13 protein-coding genes and 4 tRNA genes are annotated in these 16014 nt (G+C 54.9%); 4 read left to right on the plus strand and 13 right to left on the minus strand.

The annotated features are described in order from the left end of the window. Nucleotides 1-10 precede the first annotated feature (10 nt). The 13 genes from rpoB to KUC_RS04925 all read right to left on the minus strand — a co-directional run bounded on the left by rpoB (nt 11) and on the right by KUC_RS04925 (nt 10589). Nucleotides 11-4087: a DNA-directed RNA polymerase subunit beta gene (gene rpoB / locus KUC_RS04865; protein WP_007112013.1), complete on the minus strand. Its 4077-nt coding sequence runs from the start codon at nt 4085-4087 to the stop codon at nt 11-13. Nucleotides 4088-4387: 300 nt separating this feature from the next. Further along, the gene (gene rplL, locus KUC_RS04870) at nt 4388-4756 is read right to left on the minus strand and encodes a 50S ribosomal protein L7/L12 (RefSeq protein ID WP_007112014.1); all 369 of its coding nucleotides are present in this window, start codon (nt 4754-4756) and stop codon (nt 4388-4390) included. Nucleotides 4757-4868: 112 nt separating this feature from the next. Continuing rightward, the gene (rplJ, locus tag KUC_RS04875) at nt 4869-5375 is read right to left on the minus strand and encodes a 50S ribosomal protein L10 (RefSeq protein WP_040479539.1); all 507 of its coding nucleotides are present in this window, start codon (nt 5373-5375) and stop codon (nt 4869-4871) included. Nucleotides 5376-5693: 318 nt separating this feature from the next. Next, the gene (gene rplA / locus KUC_RS04880; protein WP_007112016.1) at nt 5694-6386 is read right to left on the minus strand and encodes a 50S ribosomal protein L1; all 693 of its coding nucleotides are present in this window, start codon (nt 6384-6386) and stop codon (nt 5694-5696) included. A 2-nt stretch (nt 6387-6388) separates the two neighbouring features. Then, nucleotides 6389-6820, minus strand: coding sequence for a 50S ribosomal protein L11 (gene rplK, locus KUC_RS04885; protein WP_007112017.1), 432 nt, complete (start codon nt 6818-6820; stop codon nt 6389-6391). Between the two features lie 108 nt (nt 6821-6928). Continuing rightward, nucleotides 6929-7462 (minus strand): transcription termination/antitermination protein NusG, encoded by a 534-nt coding sequence (gene nusG, locus KUC_RS04890; RefSeq protein WP_007112018.1) that lies wholly within the window; start codon nt 7460-7462, stop codon nt 6929-6931. Nucleotides 7463-7470: 8 nt separating this feature from the next. Beyond that, a complete protein-coding gene (gene secE / locus KUC_RS04895; protein WP_040479542.1) occupies nt 7471-7854 on the minus strand; it encodes a preprotein translocase subunit SecE in 384 nt (127 codons plus the stop codon). 73 nt (nt 7855-7927) lie between these two features. Then, nucleotides 7928-8003, minus strand: a tRNA-Trp gene (locus tag KUC_RS04900). 195 nt (nt 8004-8198) lie between these two features. After that, nucleotides 8199-8273: transfer RNA gene (locus KUC_RS04905), tRNA-Thr, on the minus strand. Between the two features lie 13 nt (nt 8274-8286). Beyond that, nucleotides 8287-8360 (minus strand) — tRNA-Gly (locus KUC_RS04910). A gap of 163 nt (nt 8361-8523) precedes the next feature. Next, nucleotides 8524-8607 (minus strand) — tRNA-Tyr (locus tag KUC_RS04915). Between the two features lie 150 nt (nt 8608-8757). Beyond that, nucleotides 8758-9597, minus strand: a complete 840-nt coding sequence (locus KUC_RS04920; protein WP_007112020.1) for a type III pantothenate kinase — start codon at nt 9595-9597, stop codon at nt 8758-8760. Next, entirely contained in the window at nt 9594-10589 is a 996-nt protein-coding gene (locus KUC_RS04925; protein WP_007112021.1) for a biotin--[acetyl-CoA-carboxylase] ligase, read from the minus strand. Before KUC_RS04925 ends, KUC_RS04920 begins: the two co-directional genes overlap by 4 nt. Nucleotides 10590-10819: 230 nt before the next feature. On the opposite strand from KUC_RS04925, the gene typA reads away from it, so the two are divergent. The 4 genes from typA to KUC_RS04945 all read left to right on the plus strand — a co-directional run bounded on the left by typA (nt 10820) and on the right by KUC_RS04945 (nt 16002). Further along, the gene (typA, locus tag KUC_RS04930) at nt 10820-12670 is read left to right on the plus strand and encodes a translational GTPase TypA (protein WP_007112022.1); all 1851 of its coding nucleotides are present in this window, start codon (nt 10820-10822) and stop codon (nt 12668-12670) included. A gap of 271 nt (nt 12671-12941) precedes the next feature. Further along, entirely contained in the window at nt 12942-14387 is a 1446-nt protein-coding gene (locus KUC_RS04935) for a sodium-dependent transporter (protein WP_007112023.1), read from the plus strand. 49 nt (nt 14388-14436) lie between these two features. Then, nucleotides 14437-15207 (plus strand): ABC transporter ATP-binding protein, encoded by a 771-nt coding sequence (locus KUC_RS04940; protein ID WP_007112024.1) that lies wholly within the window; start codon nt 14437-14439, stop codon nt 15205-15207. A gap of 75 nt (nt 15208-15282) precedes the next feature. Further along, nucleotides 15283-16002 (plus strand): ABC transporter ATP-binding protein, encoded by a 720-nt coding sequence (locus KUC_RS04945; RefSeq protein ID WP_040479549.1) that lies wholly within the window; start codon nt 15283-15285, stop codon nt 16000-16002. The last annotated feature ends 12 nt before the right edge of the window (nt 16003-16014 follow it).

Below are 16014 nucleotides of genomic sequence, written 5' to 3' on the forward strand. Positions count from 1 at the left end.
GTGACGGCTCCTAGCTCTCTAACTCGATATCGATGCCCAGCGAGCGGATTTCTTTAACCAGTACGTTAAAGGATTCCGGCATGCCTGCCTGCATGGTGTGGTCGCCATCCACGATGTTTTTATACATCTTGGTGCGGCCTTCGACGTCGTCCGACTTGACGGTGAGCATCTCTTGAAGCGTGTACGCGGCGCCGTAAGCTTCCAACGCCCACACTTCCATCTCACCGAAGCGCTGACCACCGAACTGCGCCTTACCACCCAAGGGCTGCTGGGTAACCAGCGAGTAAGAACCGGTAGAACGCGCATGCATCTTGTCGTCTACCAAGTGGTTAAGCTTCAGCATGTACATGTAGCCAACGGTGACCGGACGATCAAAGGCGTCACCGGTACGGCCATCGAACAGGGCCATCTGACCCGACTCAGGGATATCCGCCAGCTTCAACAGGTGCTTGATTTCGTGCTCTTTAGCACCGTCAAACACCGGCGTTGCCATCGGCACACCACCTTTTAGATTCTTCGCCAAAGCGATGATTTCATCGTCGGTCAGGGAATCGAGATCTTCAACGCGAGTACCTTGGGTATTGTAGATCTGCCCCAGGAAGTCACGAATTTCAGCGACTTGCTGACCGCGTACATCGCGCAACATAGCTTCGATCTTAACGCCCAAGCCACGCGCCGCCATGCCCAAGTGGGTTTCCAAAATCTGACCGACGTTCATACGCGACGGTACGCCCAGCGGGTTTAGCACCACGTCAACCGACTCACCCTTCTCGTCAAACGGCATGTCTTCAATCGGCATAATCGCCGAGATAACACCTTTATTACCGTGACGACCGGCCATTTTGTCGCCCGGTTGGATGCGACGCTTAACCGCCATGTAGACCTTGACGATTTTCAGCACGCCCGGTGCGAGATCATCGCCTTGGGTCAGCTTGCGCTTCTTGTCTTCAAAGCGTTCGTCCATCTCTTTACGACGGATTTCCAGCTGTTCGTCGGCCTGTGCCAGCAGCTCATTAAACGACTCATCCTGCATACGTAGCTTGAACCACTGCTGACGCGGCAATTCTTCCAGGTACGCTTCGTCGAGCACATCGCCTTTCTTGAGGTTCGGGCCACCGTTAACGGCTTGGCCGTCAAGGGTACGCTTTAGACGCTCAAAGGTAGCGTCTTCAGCGATGCGGTAAGTCTCTTGGAGATCCTTACGAACTTCGTCAAGCTGAGTGCGCTCGATAGACAGGGCGCGGGAGTCTTTCTCAACGCCGTCGCGAGTAAACACCTGAACGTCGATGACCGTACCTATCATGCCGGTGGGGGCACGCAGCGAGGTATCTTTAACGTCAGATGCTTTCTCGCCGAAGATGGCACGTAGCAGCTTCTCTTCCGGCGTCAGCTGGGTTTCACCCTTAGGCGTTACCTTACCGACCAGAATGTCGCCCGGGCCAACTTCGGCGCCGATGTAGACAACGCCCGCTTCATCCAGTTTGGAGAGTGCAGACTCGCCCACGTTGGGGATATCAGCGGTAATCTCTTCAGAGCCCAGCTTGGTGTCGCGAGACACACAGGTCAGTTCCTGAATATGAATCGTAGTGAAACGGTCTTCTTGAACGACCCGCTCTGAAAGCAGAATCGAGTCCTCGAAGTTGTAGCCGTTCCAGGGCATAAAGGCGATGCGCATGTTCTGGCCCAGCGCCAAGTCGCCCATATCCACCGACGGGCCGTCGGCGAGAATGTCGCCACGCGCCACGTTATCGCCAGGCCGCACGATGGGGCGCTGGTTCATACAGGTGTTCTGGTTCGAGCGTGTGTACTTGGTCAGGTTGTAGATATCAACCCCGGCTTCACCGCCGATGATCTCATCTTCATTAACCCGCACCACCACACGACGCGCGTCAACGGAGTCAATCACGCCACCACGATTCGCTACCGCACAGACGCCGGAGTCACGCGCAACAAAGCGCTCCATGCCGGTACCCACCAGCGGCTTGTCGGCACGCAGGGTCGGTACCGCCTGACGCTGCATGTTAGAACCCATCAAGGCGCGGTTGGCGTCATCGTGCTCCAGGAACGGAATCAATGCCGCTGCGACGGATACGACCTGACGTGGAGACACGTCCATTAACGTCACTTGCTCAGGACGCATAAAGGTCGTTTCACCGCGGTGACGAACCTGCACCAGGTCATCACTTAGCTTGTTGGACTCATCCACCGCCGCTGACGCCTGGGCGATAACAAAGTCGCCCTCCTCGATCGCTGACAGGTGAACGATGTCGTCCGTCAACTGGCGATCAACCACTTTACGGTACGGCGTTTCTAGGAAACCGTAGCTGTTAGTGTGGCTGTAGGTCGCCAGCGAGTTGATCAGGCCGATGTTCGGGCCTTCTGGCGTTTCGATCGGACATAGACGGCCGTAGTGCGTGGCGTGTACGTCACGGACTTCGAAGCCAGCGCGCTCACGGGTCAAACCACCGGGGCCGAGTGCTGACACACGACGCTTGTGGGTCACTTCCGAAAGCGGGTTGTTCTGATCCATAAACTGCGAAAGCTGGCTGGAACCGAAAAACTCTTTCACCGCTGCCGCAACCGGCTTGGCGTTGATCAAGTCTTGGGGCATCAGGCCTTCGCTTTCCGCCATGGAAAGACGCTCTTTCACGGCGCGCTCTACACGCACCAGGCCAACGCGGAACTGGTTCTCGGCCATTTCGCCGACGCAGCGAATACGGCGGTTACCCAGGTGATCGATATCGTCAACGTCACCGAAGCCGTTACGGATATTGATCAGCTCGCGCAGCACATCCAGGATGTCTTTACGATCCAGCACGCCGGAGCCGGTATCGGTATCACGGCGCAGACGGCGGTTGAACTTCATGCGGCCAACGCCCGACAGGTCGTAGCGATCTTCGCTGAAGAACAAGTTGTTAAACAGCGTCTCGGCAGACTCTTTGGTAGGCGGCTCGCCGGGGCGCATCATGCGGTAAATTTCGACTAACGCTTCAAGCGCGGAATTAGTAGCGTCCAGCTTCAAGGTATCGGAAATGAATGAACCGCAATCAAGATCATTGGTGTAGAGCGTTTCTACCAGGGTAATGCCACCCTGGGCCATACGCTCAAGCACTTCGGGAGTGATTTCGGTGTTACACGGGCAGATCAGCTCGCCGGTCTTGGAATCGATTTGATCTTTGGCCAGGGTTTTGCCGAACAGGTACTCCATCGGCACATCCAGACGCTCAAGGCCGGCTTTTTCAAGCAAGCGGATGTGCTTCTGGGTAATCCGACGCCCCTCTTCAACGATCACATTGCCTTCGCCATCTTTGATGTCGAAAGTGGCCGTTTCGCCGCGCAAACGCGACGGCACCAGCTCCACATAGAAACCGGATTTCTCAATGTGGAAGACGCTGGTTTCAAAGAACTCGGCCAGGATCTCTTCGGTATTCATGCCCAACGCACGCATCAGTACCGAGGCCGGCAATTTGCGGCGACGGTCAATACGTACAAAGACGTTGTCTTTGGGGTCAAACTCGAAGTCCAACCAGGAGCCACGGTAAGGAATCACGCGAGCTGAGTAGAGCAGCTTGCCGGAAGAGTGGCTCTTTCCTTTGTCGTGATCGAAGAACACACCGGGCGAGCGGTGGAGCTGGGATACGATAACCCGCTCAGTACCGTTAATCACAAAGGTACCGTTCTCAGTCATCAGGGGGATTTCCCCCATGTAGACTTCTTGCTCTTTGATATCTTTAATTGCTTTGTTCGAGGAGTCGCGATCATAGATGATCAAGCGAACCTTGACGCGCAGCGGGGCGGAGTAAGTCACGCCGCGCAGCTGGCACTCCTTAACATCGAACGCCGGCGTACCGAAGCGGTAGCTGACATACTCAAGCGCCGCATTGCCGGAGAAGCTCTCAATCGGGAACACGGACTTGAATGCCGCGTGCAGACCGACCTCGTGACGCTCGTCGGGCGAACGATCTTGCTGGAGGAAGTCGTAATAGGAATCAAGCTGGATCGCCAGCAAGTAAGGCACATCCATCACTTGGGGCAGTTTGCCGAAATCCTTGCGGATGCGTTTTTTCTCAGTATATGAGTAAGCCATCTGTATTCCCCAGCTTGTTCACCATGGGTGACCGATGCGTGGTCATCGCTGCCCGGCGGGCTTCGTCAGACGCAGACAGCAAGCTCCTAAATCGGTAGCTCGCCGTCGAAAATCTAGTTCGATAACACTGTAGTCGATAACACTATATTCAATAATGCTTTTACTTTTCTGTCGCTTCTGTCATTTGCCAGCAGCATTACTGTTTGCAAACATCAGTTACAACAGAAAAAGGCCGGCAGCGGGATATCCCGCCGCCAGCCGTGGAAGCTTACGCAGCGCGTAAAGCCGTCCGCACAAGAATTACTTGAGCTCGACGGTTGCGCCCGCTTCTTCCAGCTTCGCTTTAGCTGCTTCAGCGTCGTCTTTAGACAGACCTTCTTTGATGGTCGCCGGAGCGCCGTCAACAGCGCCTTTAGCTTCTTTCAAGCCAAGGCCAGTGATCTCACGAACCGCTTTGATCACGTTAACTTTCTTGTCGCCAGCAGCGGTCAGAACGACGTCAAACTCTGTCTGTTCTTCAGCCACTTCGCCGCCAGCAGCCGGGCCAGCCACTACGGCAGCCGCTGCAGAAACGCCGAACTTCTCTTCCATCGCTTCGATCAGCTCGACAACTTCCATTACGGTCATGTCGGCTACAGCATTGATGATATCGTCTTTAGACAGTGCCATTGTTTCATTCCTAACTTTGCGGGAGTCTCGGTCAGCCGAGGACTCAGGATTCATTGCTCGGTTCAGGCAGCGTAACGATGAGTTCGTTCACGCCGCCTGCAAGAAACGCTGCTTAAGCAGCTTCTGCTTCTTGCTTCTGGTCGCGCAGAGCGGCCAGAGTACGAACCAGCTTGCCAGCGGAGGCTTCTTTCATTACCGACATCAACTTAGCAATTGCTTCGTCGTGAGTCGGTAGGGTTGCCAGACGGTCGATGTCAGCAGCCGGAATCAGCTCACCTTCGTAGGCCAACGCTTTTACTTCGAAGTCCTTGTTCGTTTTAGCAAACTCTTTAAACAAACGAGCGGCAGCGCCCGGATGGTCAGTAGAGAAGGCCAACAACGTAGGACCCACAAAGCTATCGTTCAGGCACTCCCACTGAGTGCCCTCGAGAGCGCGGCGAGCAAGCGTATTACGTACAACACGCAGCTCTACACTATTCTCACGCGCCTGCTTGCGCAGATCGGTCATTTTACCAACCGTCACACCGCGAGAATCAGCAACTACGACGGAGAGTGCGCCCTTGGCCGCTTCACTGACCTCGGCAACAATCGCTTTCTTGCCTTCAAGTGCTAGTGGCACAGTGATCACTCCTTCGTGCCGGAACCCAGGAAGGTTCCGGTGGTTACCATCTCTCCCCGCTTTGCCCTGAAAAAGCTGCAAAGCAGGAAGCCTTGGGGATGGTGCTCACCAGAAAGCCGTCTAAGCTTAACCAACTGGCGGCCACACCATCTGCGCAGGCGCTTATGGGGCAATTAAGCCGCCCTTGTAAGCACATAAAGCATACTTACTAAGCGCGGCACCTGCGGTCTTTGACGATGCCCCGACCAGTGTTAATAACCAAACGGGGGACCGCAAAGTTCTTGCTCGGTTCCTACAAAAAAACCAACGATTACCTGCTTACGCGAAAGCAGAGTGATCGATTGTTAAACCCGGGCCCATGGTAGTGGACAGAGTCATTTTTTTGAAGTAAATGCCCTTAGACGCGCTCGGCTTGAGGCGCTTAAGGTCTGCAACCAGGGCTTCCAGGTTGCCGTTAATAGCTGCCACGTCAAAATCCACTTTACCCAGGGTAGTGTGGATGATGCCGTTTTTGTCGGTACGGAAACGCACCTGACCGGCTTTAGCATTTTTGACCGCTGTCGCCACATCAGGCGTTACGGTGCCAACTTTCGGGTTAGGCATCAGGCCACGTGGACCTAGAATCTGGCCCAGCTGACCGACAACGCGCATGGCGTCTGGCGAAGCGATAACGACGTCAAAATCCATCACGCCTTTTTTCACTTGCTCAGCCAAGTCGTCCATACCTACGATGTCGGCGCCGGCTTCTTTAGCGGCATCGGCATTGGCACCCTGGGTGAAGACCGCAACACGCACGTCTTTACCGGTACCGTTAGGCATGACAGTAGCGCCACGCACAACCTGATCGGATTTACGTGGATCAACGCCCAGGTTGATGGCGACATCAACAGACTCTTTGAATTTAACCGTAGACAGCTCGGAAAGCAGCGCTACCGCTTCTTCAATAGAGTAGGCTTTAGTAGCGTCTACTTTCTCGCGAATGATTTTCGCACGCTTAGACAGTTTAGCCATGATCAGAGACCCTCCACGTTTAGGCCCATGCTGCGAGCGCTGCCAGCAATGGTGCGTACAGCGGCATCGAGATTCGCAGCCGTCAAATCAGGCTCTTTGGTTTTGGCGATCTCTTCAAGCTGTTCACGCGTCACGGTACCGACTTTCTTCTTGTTCGGCTCACCAGAACCAGACTTGATGCCAGCAGCTTTTTTCAGCAGCACGGCAGCAGGCGGCGTCTTGGTGACGAACGTGAAGCTACGGTCTGAGTAGACAGTGATCACGACCGGCGTCGGCAGACCCGGCTCAATTTCTTGAGTCGCTGCGTTAAACGCCTTACAGAATTCCATAATGTTCACACCGTGTTGACCCAGTGCTGGGCCTACCGGCGGACTTGGATTGGCTTTACCTGCAGCAACCTGCAGTTTGATGTAAGCCTGTACTTTCTTGGCCATCGTTTATACTCCAATTGGGTAATAGCGCCCGAAGGCTCCCCGGTACCAGCGAGACAACTATTGGGTCATCTCACGCGAATCAAAACTTACTCTTTCTCAACCTGCGGCTTATTCTTTCTCAACCTGAGAAAACTCTAACTCAACAGGTGTAGAACGCCCGAAGATCAGCACACTGACATGCAGGCGACTCTTTTCATAATTGACTTCTTCAACAACACCGTTGAAATCGGCAAATGGCCCGTCAACAACACGCACCGACTGGCCCGGCTCAAACATTGTTTTGGGCCGCGGCTTATCAGTACCGTCTTTAACGCGCGCCAAAATAGCATCGGCTTCACGCGAAGTAATCGCAGCCGGCTTCTCTTTGGTTCCGCCAATAAAGCCCATAACACGCGGTGTCTCATTGACGAGGTGCCATGTTTCGTCGGCCATTTCCATCTCGACCAACACGTAGCCGGGATAAAATTTGCGCTCACTCTTGCGTCGCTTGCCGTCACGCATTTCGACGACCTCTTCGGTCGGCACCAGGATTTCGCCGAAGCGATCTTCCATACCATACATCTTCACACGCTCAACCAGTGAGCGCATGACATGCTTTTCAAAGCCAGAATAAGCGTGAACGACGTACCAACGTTTGGACATGAAAGCTCCTAACCAATGACGCCGGACATCGCCCAGCCAAGAAGAGTGTCGATCAACCACAGCATTAGCCCCACCACCAAAACTGCCACTAGCACTATGGCCGTGGTCTGAATGGTTTCGGGTCGGGTCGGCCATACAACGCGCTGAATCTCTTTCTTGGCGCTTCTGGCAAGCTCTACTAAATCACGACCCTTAGTAGTGGTTAGCGCGACCAAACCCGCAATCACACACAACACCACTACGCCAAGCACGCGGTAGAGCAGGCCAATATCGGCGAAATAGGTATTACCAACAACAGCAACGACAAGCAGCGCTACGACCGCCGCCCACTTGAGCCCGTCATGGCGCGTCTGTTGCACCTCGGCGCCATGTTTTACAGAACCAGGCTTCATAAAAACGAGACTCCTCAGGGTGCGGCGAACGATAAAAGAATTTTGGAAAAAGACATACCAACCTGGGGAAGGTTGGCAGGCCAGGAGGGAATCGAACCCCCAACCTGCGGTTTTGGAGACCGCTGCTCTGCCAATTGAGCTACTGGCCTGTATCGTCGTACTGATTTTCAACTTCTAGCTTTCTAACTCTATCGATAAGCGCTTTTCAAGCGCCTATACAACAGCGGGCGCCATGGTAGCGGAGAAACCCACACCTGACAACCCCTCCTTTACGCCTAGGCATCTAATGAACCACCCAAACGCAGAGACAAAAAAAGCGAGCTTCGCTCGCCTTATTCGCAATATGGAGCTCATGGACGGAATTGAACCGTCGACCTCACCCTTACCAAGGGTGTGCTCTACCCCTGAGCTACATGAGCTAGACACATCAACTGGAGCGGGCGGCGGGAATCGAACCCGCACCATCAGCTTGGAAGGCTGAGGTTCTACCATTGAACTACGCCCGCGACACCTTGCCTTCAGAAACCCGGCCCGCAGAACATACTTAGAACAACGATATGCTACGCGCTGCTTTATAGCTTTAATCCTTGAGCTAGCTATAAATCGTAGACAATGCCCGCTACCGGCTTTCTATTCAGCAGCACCGATATATTCGTTGCCGCTTAATTCTGGTGGAGAGAGAAGGATTCGAACCTTCGAAGCTTTCGCGGCAGATTTACAGTCTGCTCCCTTTGGCCACTCGGGAATCTCTCCAACGTGGCGGCACATTATGCCAGCCTTCAAAATTGTGTCAAGCCTGAAATCGTGTTAGCTATGAAAAGCTTAGCTTATCATCACTTTCAATATCAGTACTTTCAACACTACGAGACGCTTATGTCTCGCCTTCGAACGCGCTGCATTCTGTCAAAGCAGCATAGAGAATGCAAGACCCGCGCGAATCTTTTCTAGCGCTACAGGCTCGGGCACCCGCGGCGCGCCCGACATTTTGCCCGCACGTTCGGCGAAGGTCATCGGAAAGCATGCCTCTAAACCGCCATAGACCATATCTGGCCATACCGCGTGGGGCACCTGCACCCCTCTTGAGACAACTCGAGCATCCCCGCCTGTTAATAGCATCGGCAGCGCCACACCCTCTTGGTCACATACTTCACTATAGATGCGATTAATAGCGCTAACGGCGGCCATGTAGATACCGTGATTGACCGCGTCAACGGTGCGCCGACCAGGCTCTAACAGCTCATCGGCCTCACTTTCAGGATCGATGGCCACATTGCGGGTCCCAAGCTTCAAACTCTCTTTCATCAGGCGAAGACCAGGGATAATAAAGCCACCAAGGTGCTGGCCGCCTGGCAGCACAAAATCGATAGTGATCGCGCTGCCGCAGTCCACCGCACAGCAACCACCCGCTAACTGATAGCCCGCCAGCGCCCCCATCCAACGATCAACGCCTAAACGCCCCGGCTCTTCGTAGCCGTTAACCACCCCTAGCGCCTCTTGGGTAGAGTGCGCTACGTGCACATTCCGCACCCTTCGACGCAACAAAGCGACCGTTTCCTCGAGCACGGCGGCCCTGGCGACGCTTGATATACGCACCGCCTCGACCACATCAAGATCGGGAATATCGGCCCCCGGGCGCCACTCTTCCCGGGTCCAAACCGCTCCACGGGAACGTATCTCGCTACTCTCGGCATCCTTGAGCCGCCATTTAGACAGCGTGTTGCCGATATCAAGATCCAGAATCATAAACGCCTGCGTATACTAATCTCACCGCCAGCTAGGCGTCGCGAGTGACCATTTTCGGTAACCCATAGGTTACCACTCTCATCCACTTGCCCCGCGACGGCATCGCTGGCCTGCTGCCCCTGAATCACCCTAATAGGCAGCCCTGCATAGGCATGACGCTGGTTCCAGGCATCCCGCCAAGCGCCAAAGCCGTCCTGTTCAAAGCTAGCCAGCATGGCCAATAGGCCTGCCACCACCTCTGATGCCAACTGATTGCGGGAGATATCCGGCAGCCGCTCGAAAAGTGCTGCCACGGGCTGGTCGATTGCGGCTCGCTGGGCGGGAGGCAGCCAAAGATTCATGCCTATGCCGATGACCACTTCGCAGGGGCCTGCCGCATCGCCCGTCAATTCGATAAGAATACCGGCCAGCTTGCCTAACTCATCGCCCGGATCATTACCCTGCTCGGAGAGCAGGATGTCGTTAGGCCACTTAAGCTTCGGCGCCACGCCATGTTGCTCGAGCACTTGGGCAACGACGACACCCACCGCCAAGCTCAAGCCTTCCAGCACTGCGATACCCGACTCAAAGCGCCAGCCCAGCGAGAGCATAAGACTTTGCCCCCAGGGCGTCGACCAGACACGACCGCGTCGTCCACGCCCCGCCGTCTGCAGTTCAACCAAACAGACCTCACCATGCCCGGCTCCCTGCTCAAAGCGTTGACGCAGGTACTCGTTGCTGGAGGGTAACTGATCTTCAACAAACAGGCGCGCGAGATGGTGGCGCGCCTGAGCAGGCAGTTGCTCAACGATTCTGGCACCCTCCAAGGGTTCCAGGCGCTGCGACAACTGGTAGCCACGGCCTTTCACAGCCACTATCTCCACGCCGAGCGCTTCCAGTTTTTTTAACTGCTTCCACACCGCCGCACGAGAAATACCCAGCGTTTCACCTAGCTGCTCGCCAGAATGAACCTCGCCATCGCTTAACAAACGCATCAGGTTGCCGATGGTCATGCTCCTGCCCCAATGGGAAAAGCGCTAGTCTAGCGGATGGAGGATCATGGCGAAAACATTCCTAGACCAAGGTTGATATGAGAGGCAGTAATATCAGCGAAGCCTTTGACATGGTAGAATGGTTATTGGACGCAAGCCCTGAGCCAAGATGGTCGGCAAATTGCCAGCCCTTGCGACCCGCATTTTCCGACCCGTGGACAAACGGGTGTTCACAAGAGTTCTCTCTCAGCATGCAAAACCAGCAAAACTCCAGCGCGGTTAATAACCTGCGCAACGTCGCGATCATAGCCCACGTTGACCATGGTAAAACCACACTGGTCGACAAACTCCTGAGCCAGTCCGGCACCCTTGACCGTAAAGCAGAAGGTCAAGAGCGCATCATGGACTCTAGCGATCAGGAAAAAGAGCGTGGCATTACCATTTTGGCCAAGAACACGGCCATTCAGTGGCAAGACAGCCAAGGTAACGACTACCACATCAACATCGTGGATACGCCTGGGCACGCCGATTTCGGCGGTGAGGTTGAGCGCGTCATGTCAATGGTCGATTCGGTACTACTGCTAGTAGACGCCGTTGATGGCCCGATGCCGCAAACCCGCTTTGTGACCCAGAAAGCATTCGCCCAAGGCTTGAAACCGATCGTGGTGGTCAACAAAATTGACCGCCCCGGCGCACGCCCTGACTGGGTTATCGACCAGATTTTTGATCTGTTCGACAACCTGGGCGCGTCTGATGAACAGCTCGATTTCCCGATCATCTATTGCTCTGCCCTAAACGGCATTGCCGGTATGGATCCTGAAGAGCTGGCGGACAACATGGATCCCATGTTCCAAGCCATCGTCGATATTGTTGATCCGCCGCAAGTAGAGCTCAATGGCCCCTTCCAGATGCAGATCTCCGCACTGGATTACAACAGCTACGTAGGTGTTATCGGCCTGGGTCGCATCAAGCGTGGCGCGGTGAAACCGAACCAGCAGGTGTCGATCATCGGCGTTGACGGCAATGTGCGTAAGGGCAAAATCGGCCAGGTTATGACCCATATGGGTCTTGAGCGCGTGCAAACTAACGAAGCCACTGCGGGCGATATCGTCTGCGTCACCGGCATCGACGATCTGTCGATTTCGGATACGCTATGCGATCCAGCCAAGGTCGAGGCGTTGCCGCCTCTCTCCGTTGACGAACCGACCGTTTCAATGACCTTCCAGGTCAACGATTCACCGTTCGCCGGTAAAGATGGCAAGTTTGTGACCAGCCGTAATATCAAGGATCGCCTTGATCAAGAGCTGATTCACAACGTAGCGCTGCGCGTTGAACAGGGCGAAACCCCTGAGAAGTTCAAGGTTTCCGGCCGTGGCGAGCTGCACCTCTCGGTGTTGATCGAAACCATGCGTCGTGAAGGCTTTGAGCTGGCCGTAGGTCGTCCGGAAGTTATCATCAAAGAGATCGACGGTGAGAAGCAGGAGCCTTACGAAGAAGTCATCATCGACTGTGAAGAGCAGCACCAAGGCTCGATCATGGAAGAACTGGGCTACCGTAAAGGTGAAATGACCAATATGCTGCCGGACGGTAAAGGACGGGTTCGCCTGGACTTCATCATTCCCGCCCGTGGCTTGATTGGTTTCCGTGGTCAGTTTTTGACCCTAACTTCGGGCACCGGCATCCTGACCAGCCGCTTCGATCACTACGGCCCGCTGAAGCCCGACGCCTCTATCGAGCGCCGTAACGGCGTATTGGTCTCGATGGTTGACGGTAAAGCGCTTGCTTACGCGCTGTATGCGTTGCAAGAGCGCGGCAAGCTGATTATCGATCACGCCACGGAAGTCTACGAAGGCATGCTGATCGGTATCAACAACCGCGCTAACGACATGGTGGTTAACCCCACCAAAGGCAAGAAGCTCGACAACATGCGCTCCACCGGTAACGATGAGAACATCGTGCTAACACCGCCGGTTAAGTTCTCCCTGGAGCAGGCCATCGAGTTCCTCGATTCCGACGAACTCGTCGAAGTCACGCCAGCGCATATCCGTCTGCGTAAAAAGCTGCTGAAAGAGACTGAGCGTAAGCGTTACAGCAAGAAGTAACCCGCTCCAAGCAGTGAGTACCCAAAAACCCGCGAAAGCGGGTTTTTTTATGCCCTCTCCTTTTTGCGCTAACATCCGCTCCCAGCGTTAACCCCTTTGCCAAGATAGCTCCCTAAACGCAGCCTAAACGCTAATACGCTGGAAAGGCGCCGCGTTCTAACGCACAGTAATGCTAAATTCAGCGCGTCCAAGGCATGCTGACATCGCTATATTCATACAGGTGTTTGGATCTCACCCCCATCCTGACACACAAATACGGACACTCTTACCCATGAGCGGTCATAACGTCTGGACGCATAAAGGTACCTTTCTTCTCGCCGCCGTTGGCTCCGCAGTCGGCCTAGGCAATCTGTGGCGCTTCCCCTACCTCACCGGTGAAAACGGGGGCGGTGCCTTTATATTGGTCTACGCATTGACGATCTTCGCCGTCGGCATACCGATTCTGATTGCCGAGATCATGCTGGGTCGCACCAGCCGCCAGAGCCCGATTATGGGTATGCGGCATCTGACCAAAACCCACGGCACCTCACGGGCCTGGGAAACGATCGGCTGGCTGGGCGCAGCCTCGGCGTTTTTGATTTTAAGCTTCTATTCGGTGATTGCCGGCTGGGCGATTCACTACACTTGGCTAATGCTGACCGGCTCACTGGTCGGGGCCGATGCGCAGACCATTAGCGATGGCTTTGATGCTCTACTGGCCGCCCCTGGCCTAATGACGCTCTACCACACCCTTTTCATTGCGGCGTCCGCGCTGATTGTTGGTATGGGTATTCATAAAGGCATCGAGTCAGGCCTGCGCATTATGATGCCCGCGCTGTTTGTCATCCTGCTGGTGGTGCTGGCGTACGGCGTGGTGAACGGCGATATAGGCGCCGCTGCCAGCTTCCTGTTTACCTTTAATATCGCCGACCTCAGCCTTGAGGGTTGGTTGCAGGCCATGGGCCAATCGTTTTTCACCCTTAGCCTGGGCATGGGGGCCATCATGGCTTACGGCGCCTATATGCCCAGCGATGTGTCGCTGACCCGCACCGCCTTTGCCGTCGCCATTGTGGATACCGCCGTGGCGATGGTGGCGGGCCTGGCCATTTTTGCCCTGGTGTTTGGCGCTGGGCTGGAAACCGGCCAAGGCCCGGGGCTAATGTTTGTCACCCTGCCGCTGGCGTTTGCCGAGATGCCATTTGGCGCTTTAGTAGGTGGCGTGTTCTTTATTCTGGTGCTCGGTGCCGCTATCAGCTCCTCTATTTCGCTGATCGAGCCCGTTGCCGCATACCTAGTGGAACGCTTTGACATGACCCGCCCACAGGCGGTCGCGATTATGGTGATTGCCGCTTGGGCAATGGGACTATTGACGGTCGTCAGCTTTAACATCTGGGCCGAGGGAACGATTTTCCACACCCTGTTTGGGCGCAGTGCTTTCGATTTTATCGAGCTACTTACCAATATCTTTATGCCAGTGGGCGGTCTGTTGATAGCCCTGTTTGCGGGCTGGGCGCTAACCCAAAGCGAAGTGATGAAAGAGCTGGGCACCAACGTCAACTGGTTTAAATTATGGCGTTTTCTAGTTCGCTTTGTGGCCCCTGCTGCCGTGGCCTTTGTGTTTTTACGCACCATTCCTCAGGTGGATGGCTATCTTATTCCCACCCTCGGTGCGCTCCTCATTACTGGTGCTTTTGCAGCCAGCCAGCGATGGCTGAAAAAACCACGACAAACAACTTAATAACAGTGCGCAGGCGGCTTTTTAGTCGCCTGTATCGCGTGGAGACACCATGAACCCTCTTATTGATGTACAGCGAGTCAACAAAGCGTTCGGCGGCCTACAGGTGATTAACGACTGCTCCATTCAAGTAGAGAAGGGTTCCATTACCGGCATGATTGGTCCCAACGGCGCGGGTAAATCCACCCTGTTTAATCTGATTGCCGGCGCTTTAGCCCCGGATAACGGTCGCGTTCTGCTCGATGGTGAAGATATTACCTCGCTCAGCGCCGACCAGCGTTTTCATCGCGGATTACTGCGCACCTTTCAGATCGCTCACGAGTTCAGCCAGATGAGCGCGCTGGAAAACTTGATGATGGTGCCGCCCAAACAAGCCGGTGAAGACCTCTTCAGCGCTTGGTTAAAGCCGGGCCTGGTGCACCGGGAAGAGGCTGAGGTGCGCCGCCGCGCCCTGGAGGTGATCGACTTTGTTGGCCTACACCACGTGCGCAATGAGCTGGCCGGTAACTTATCGGGCGGGCAGAAGAAGCTGCTGGAGCTTGGCCGCACCATGATGACCAATGCCAAGGTGGTGCTCCTTGATGAAATCGCCGCCGGGGTGAACCGAACCCTACTGGGTGATTTGATCGGCAATATTGAGCGCCTCAACCGCGAAATGGATTATACCTTCCTGGTCATTGAGCACGATATGGAGATGATTGCACGTCTTTGCGATCCGGTTATCGTGCTGGCTCAGGGCAGCGTCATGGTGGAAGGGCCTATCACCGATATTCAAAACAATCCAGAGGTCATCGAGGCCTACTTTGGTACCGATGCCGCTTAAGCGTGACGTTTTCTCTACTCGCCTAACTAATACAATAACGTCGCTGCCAAGTGACCTTGCTGGAATACTTTGCTTATGTCATCAACAACCAGGCCATTAATCGACGCACGGGATGTGCACGGCGGCTATGGCGGCATGAATATCCTTAACGGGGTAAACATGACGCTGGAAGCCGATGAGGTCGGTGTTATCGTCGGCCCTAACGGCGCGGGCAAATCCACCATGCTGAAAGCAGCCTTTGGCCTGCTGCATATTAATCAGGGCGAGATACTGCTTAACGGCCAGCCGATCCAAAACTTACCCCCCAATCAGTTGGTGCAACGAGGCATGGGCTTTGTGCCCCAGGAGAAGAACGTTTTCCCGAGCCTTTCGGTGCAAGAAAACCTGGAGATGGGTGCCTTTTTAAAGCCGCAAAACGTCAAGCGCATGCTTGCTCAGGTGTATGATTTTTTTCCACCACTGTATGAGAAGCGCCGCCAGCCCGCTGGTGAGCTTTCCGGCGGACAGCGCCAGATGGTCGCCATGGGGCGCGCCTTGATGGCCGAACCTAGCCTGTTGCTACTGGATGAACCCACCGCCGGTCTGTCGCCACTCTATATGAACGAGATTTTCGACCGAGTGAAAAAAATCAACGCCGCTGGCGTGGGTATTTTGATGGTGGAACAGAACGCCAAACAGGCACTCGCGATAGCCGATAAAGGCTTTGTGCTGGCCGCTGGTCAAAACCGCTTTACCGACACTGGAACCGCATTACTCGCCAACCCCGATGTCGCCAAAAGCTTTTTGGGCGGTTAGCACCAGGGAGAT

Origin of the sequence: Vreelandella boliviensis LC1 (assembly GCF_000236035.1) — a bacterium.
GTDB classification, from domain to species: domain Bacteria; phylum Pseudomonadota; class Gammaproteobacteria; order Pseudomonadales; family Halomonadaceae; genus Vreelandella; species Vreelandella boliviensis.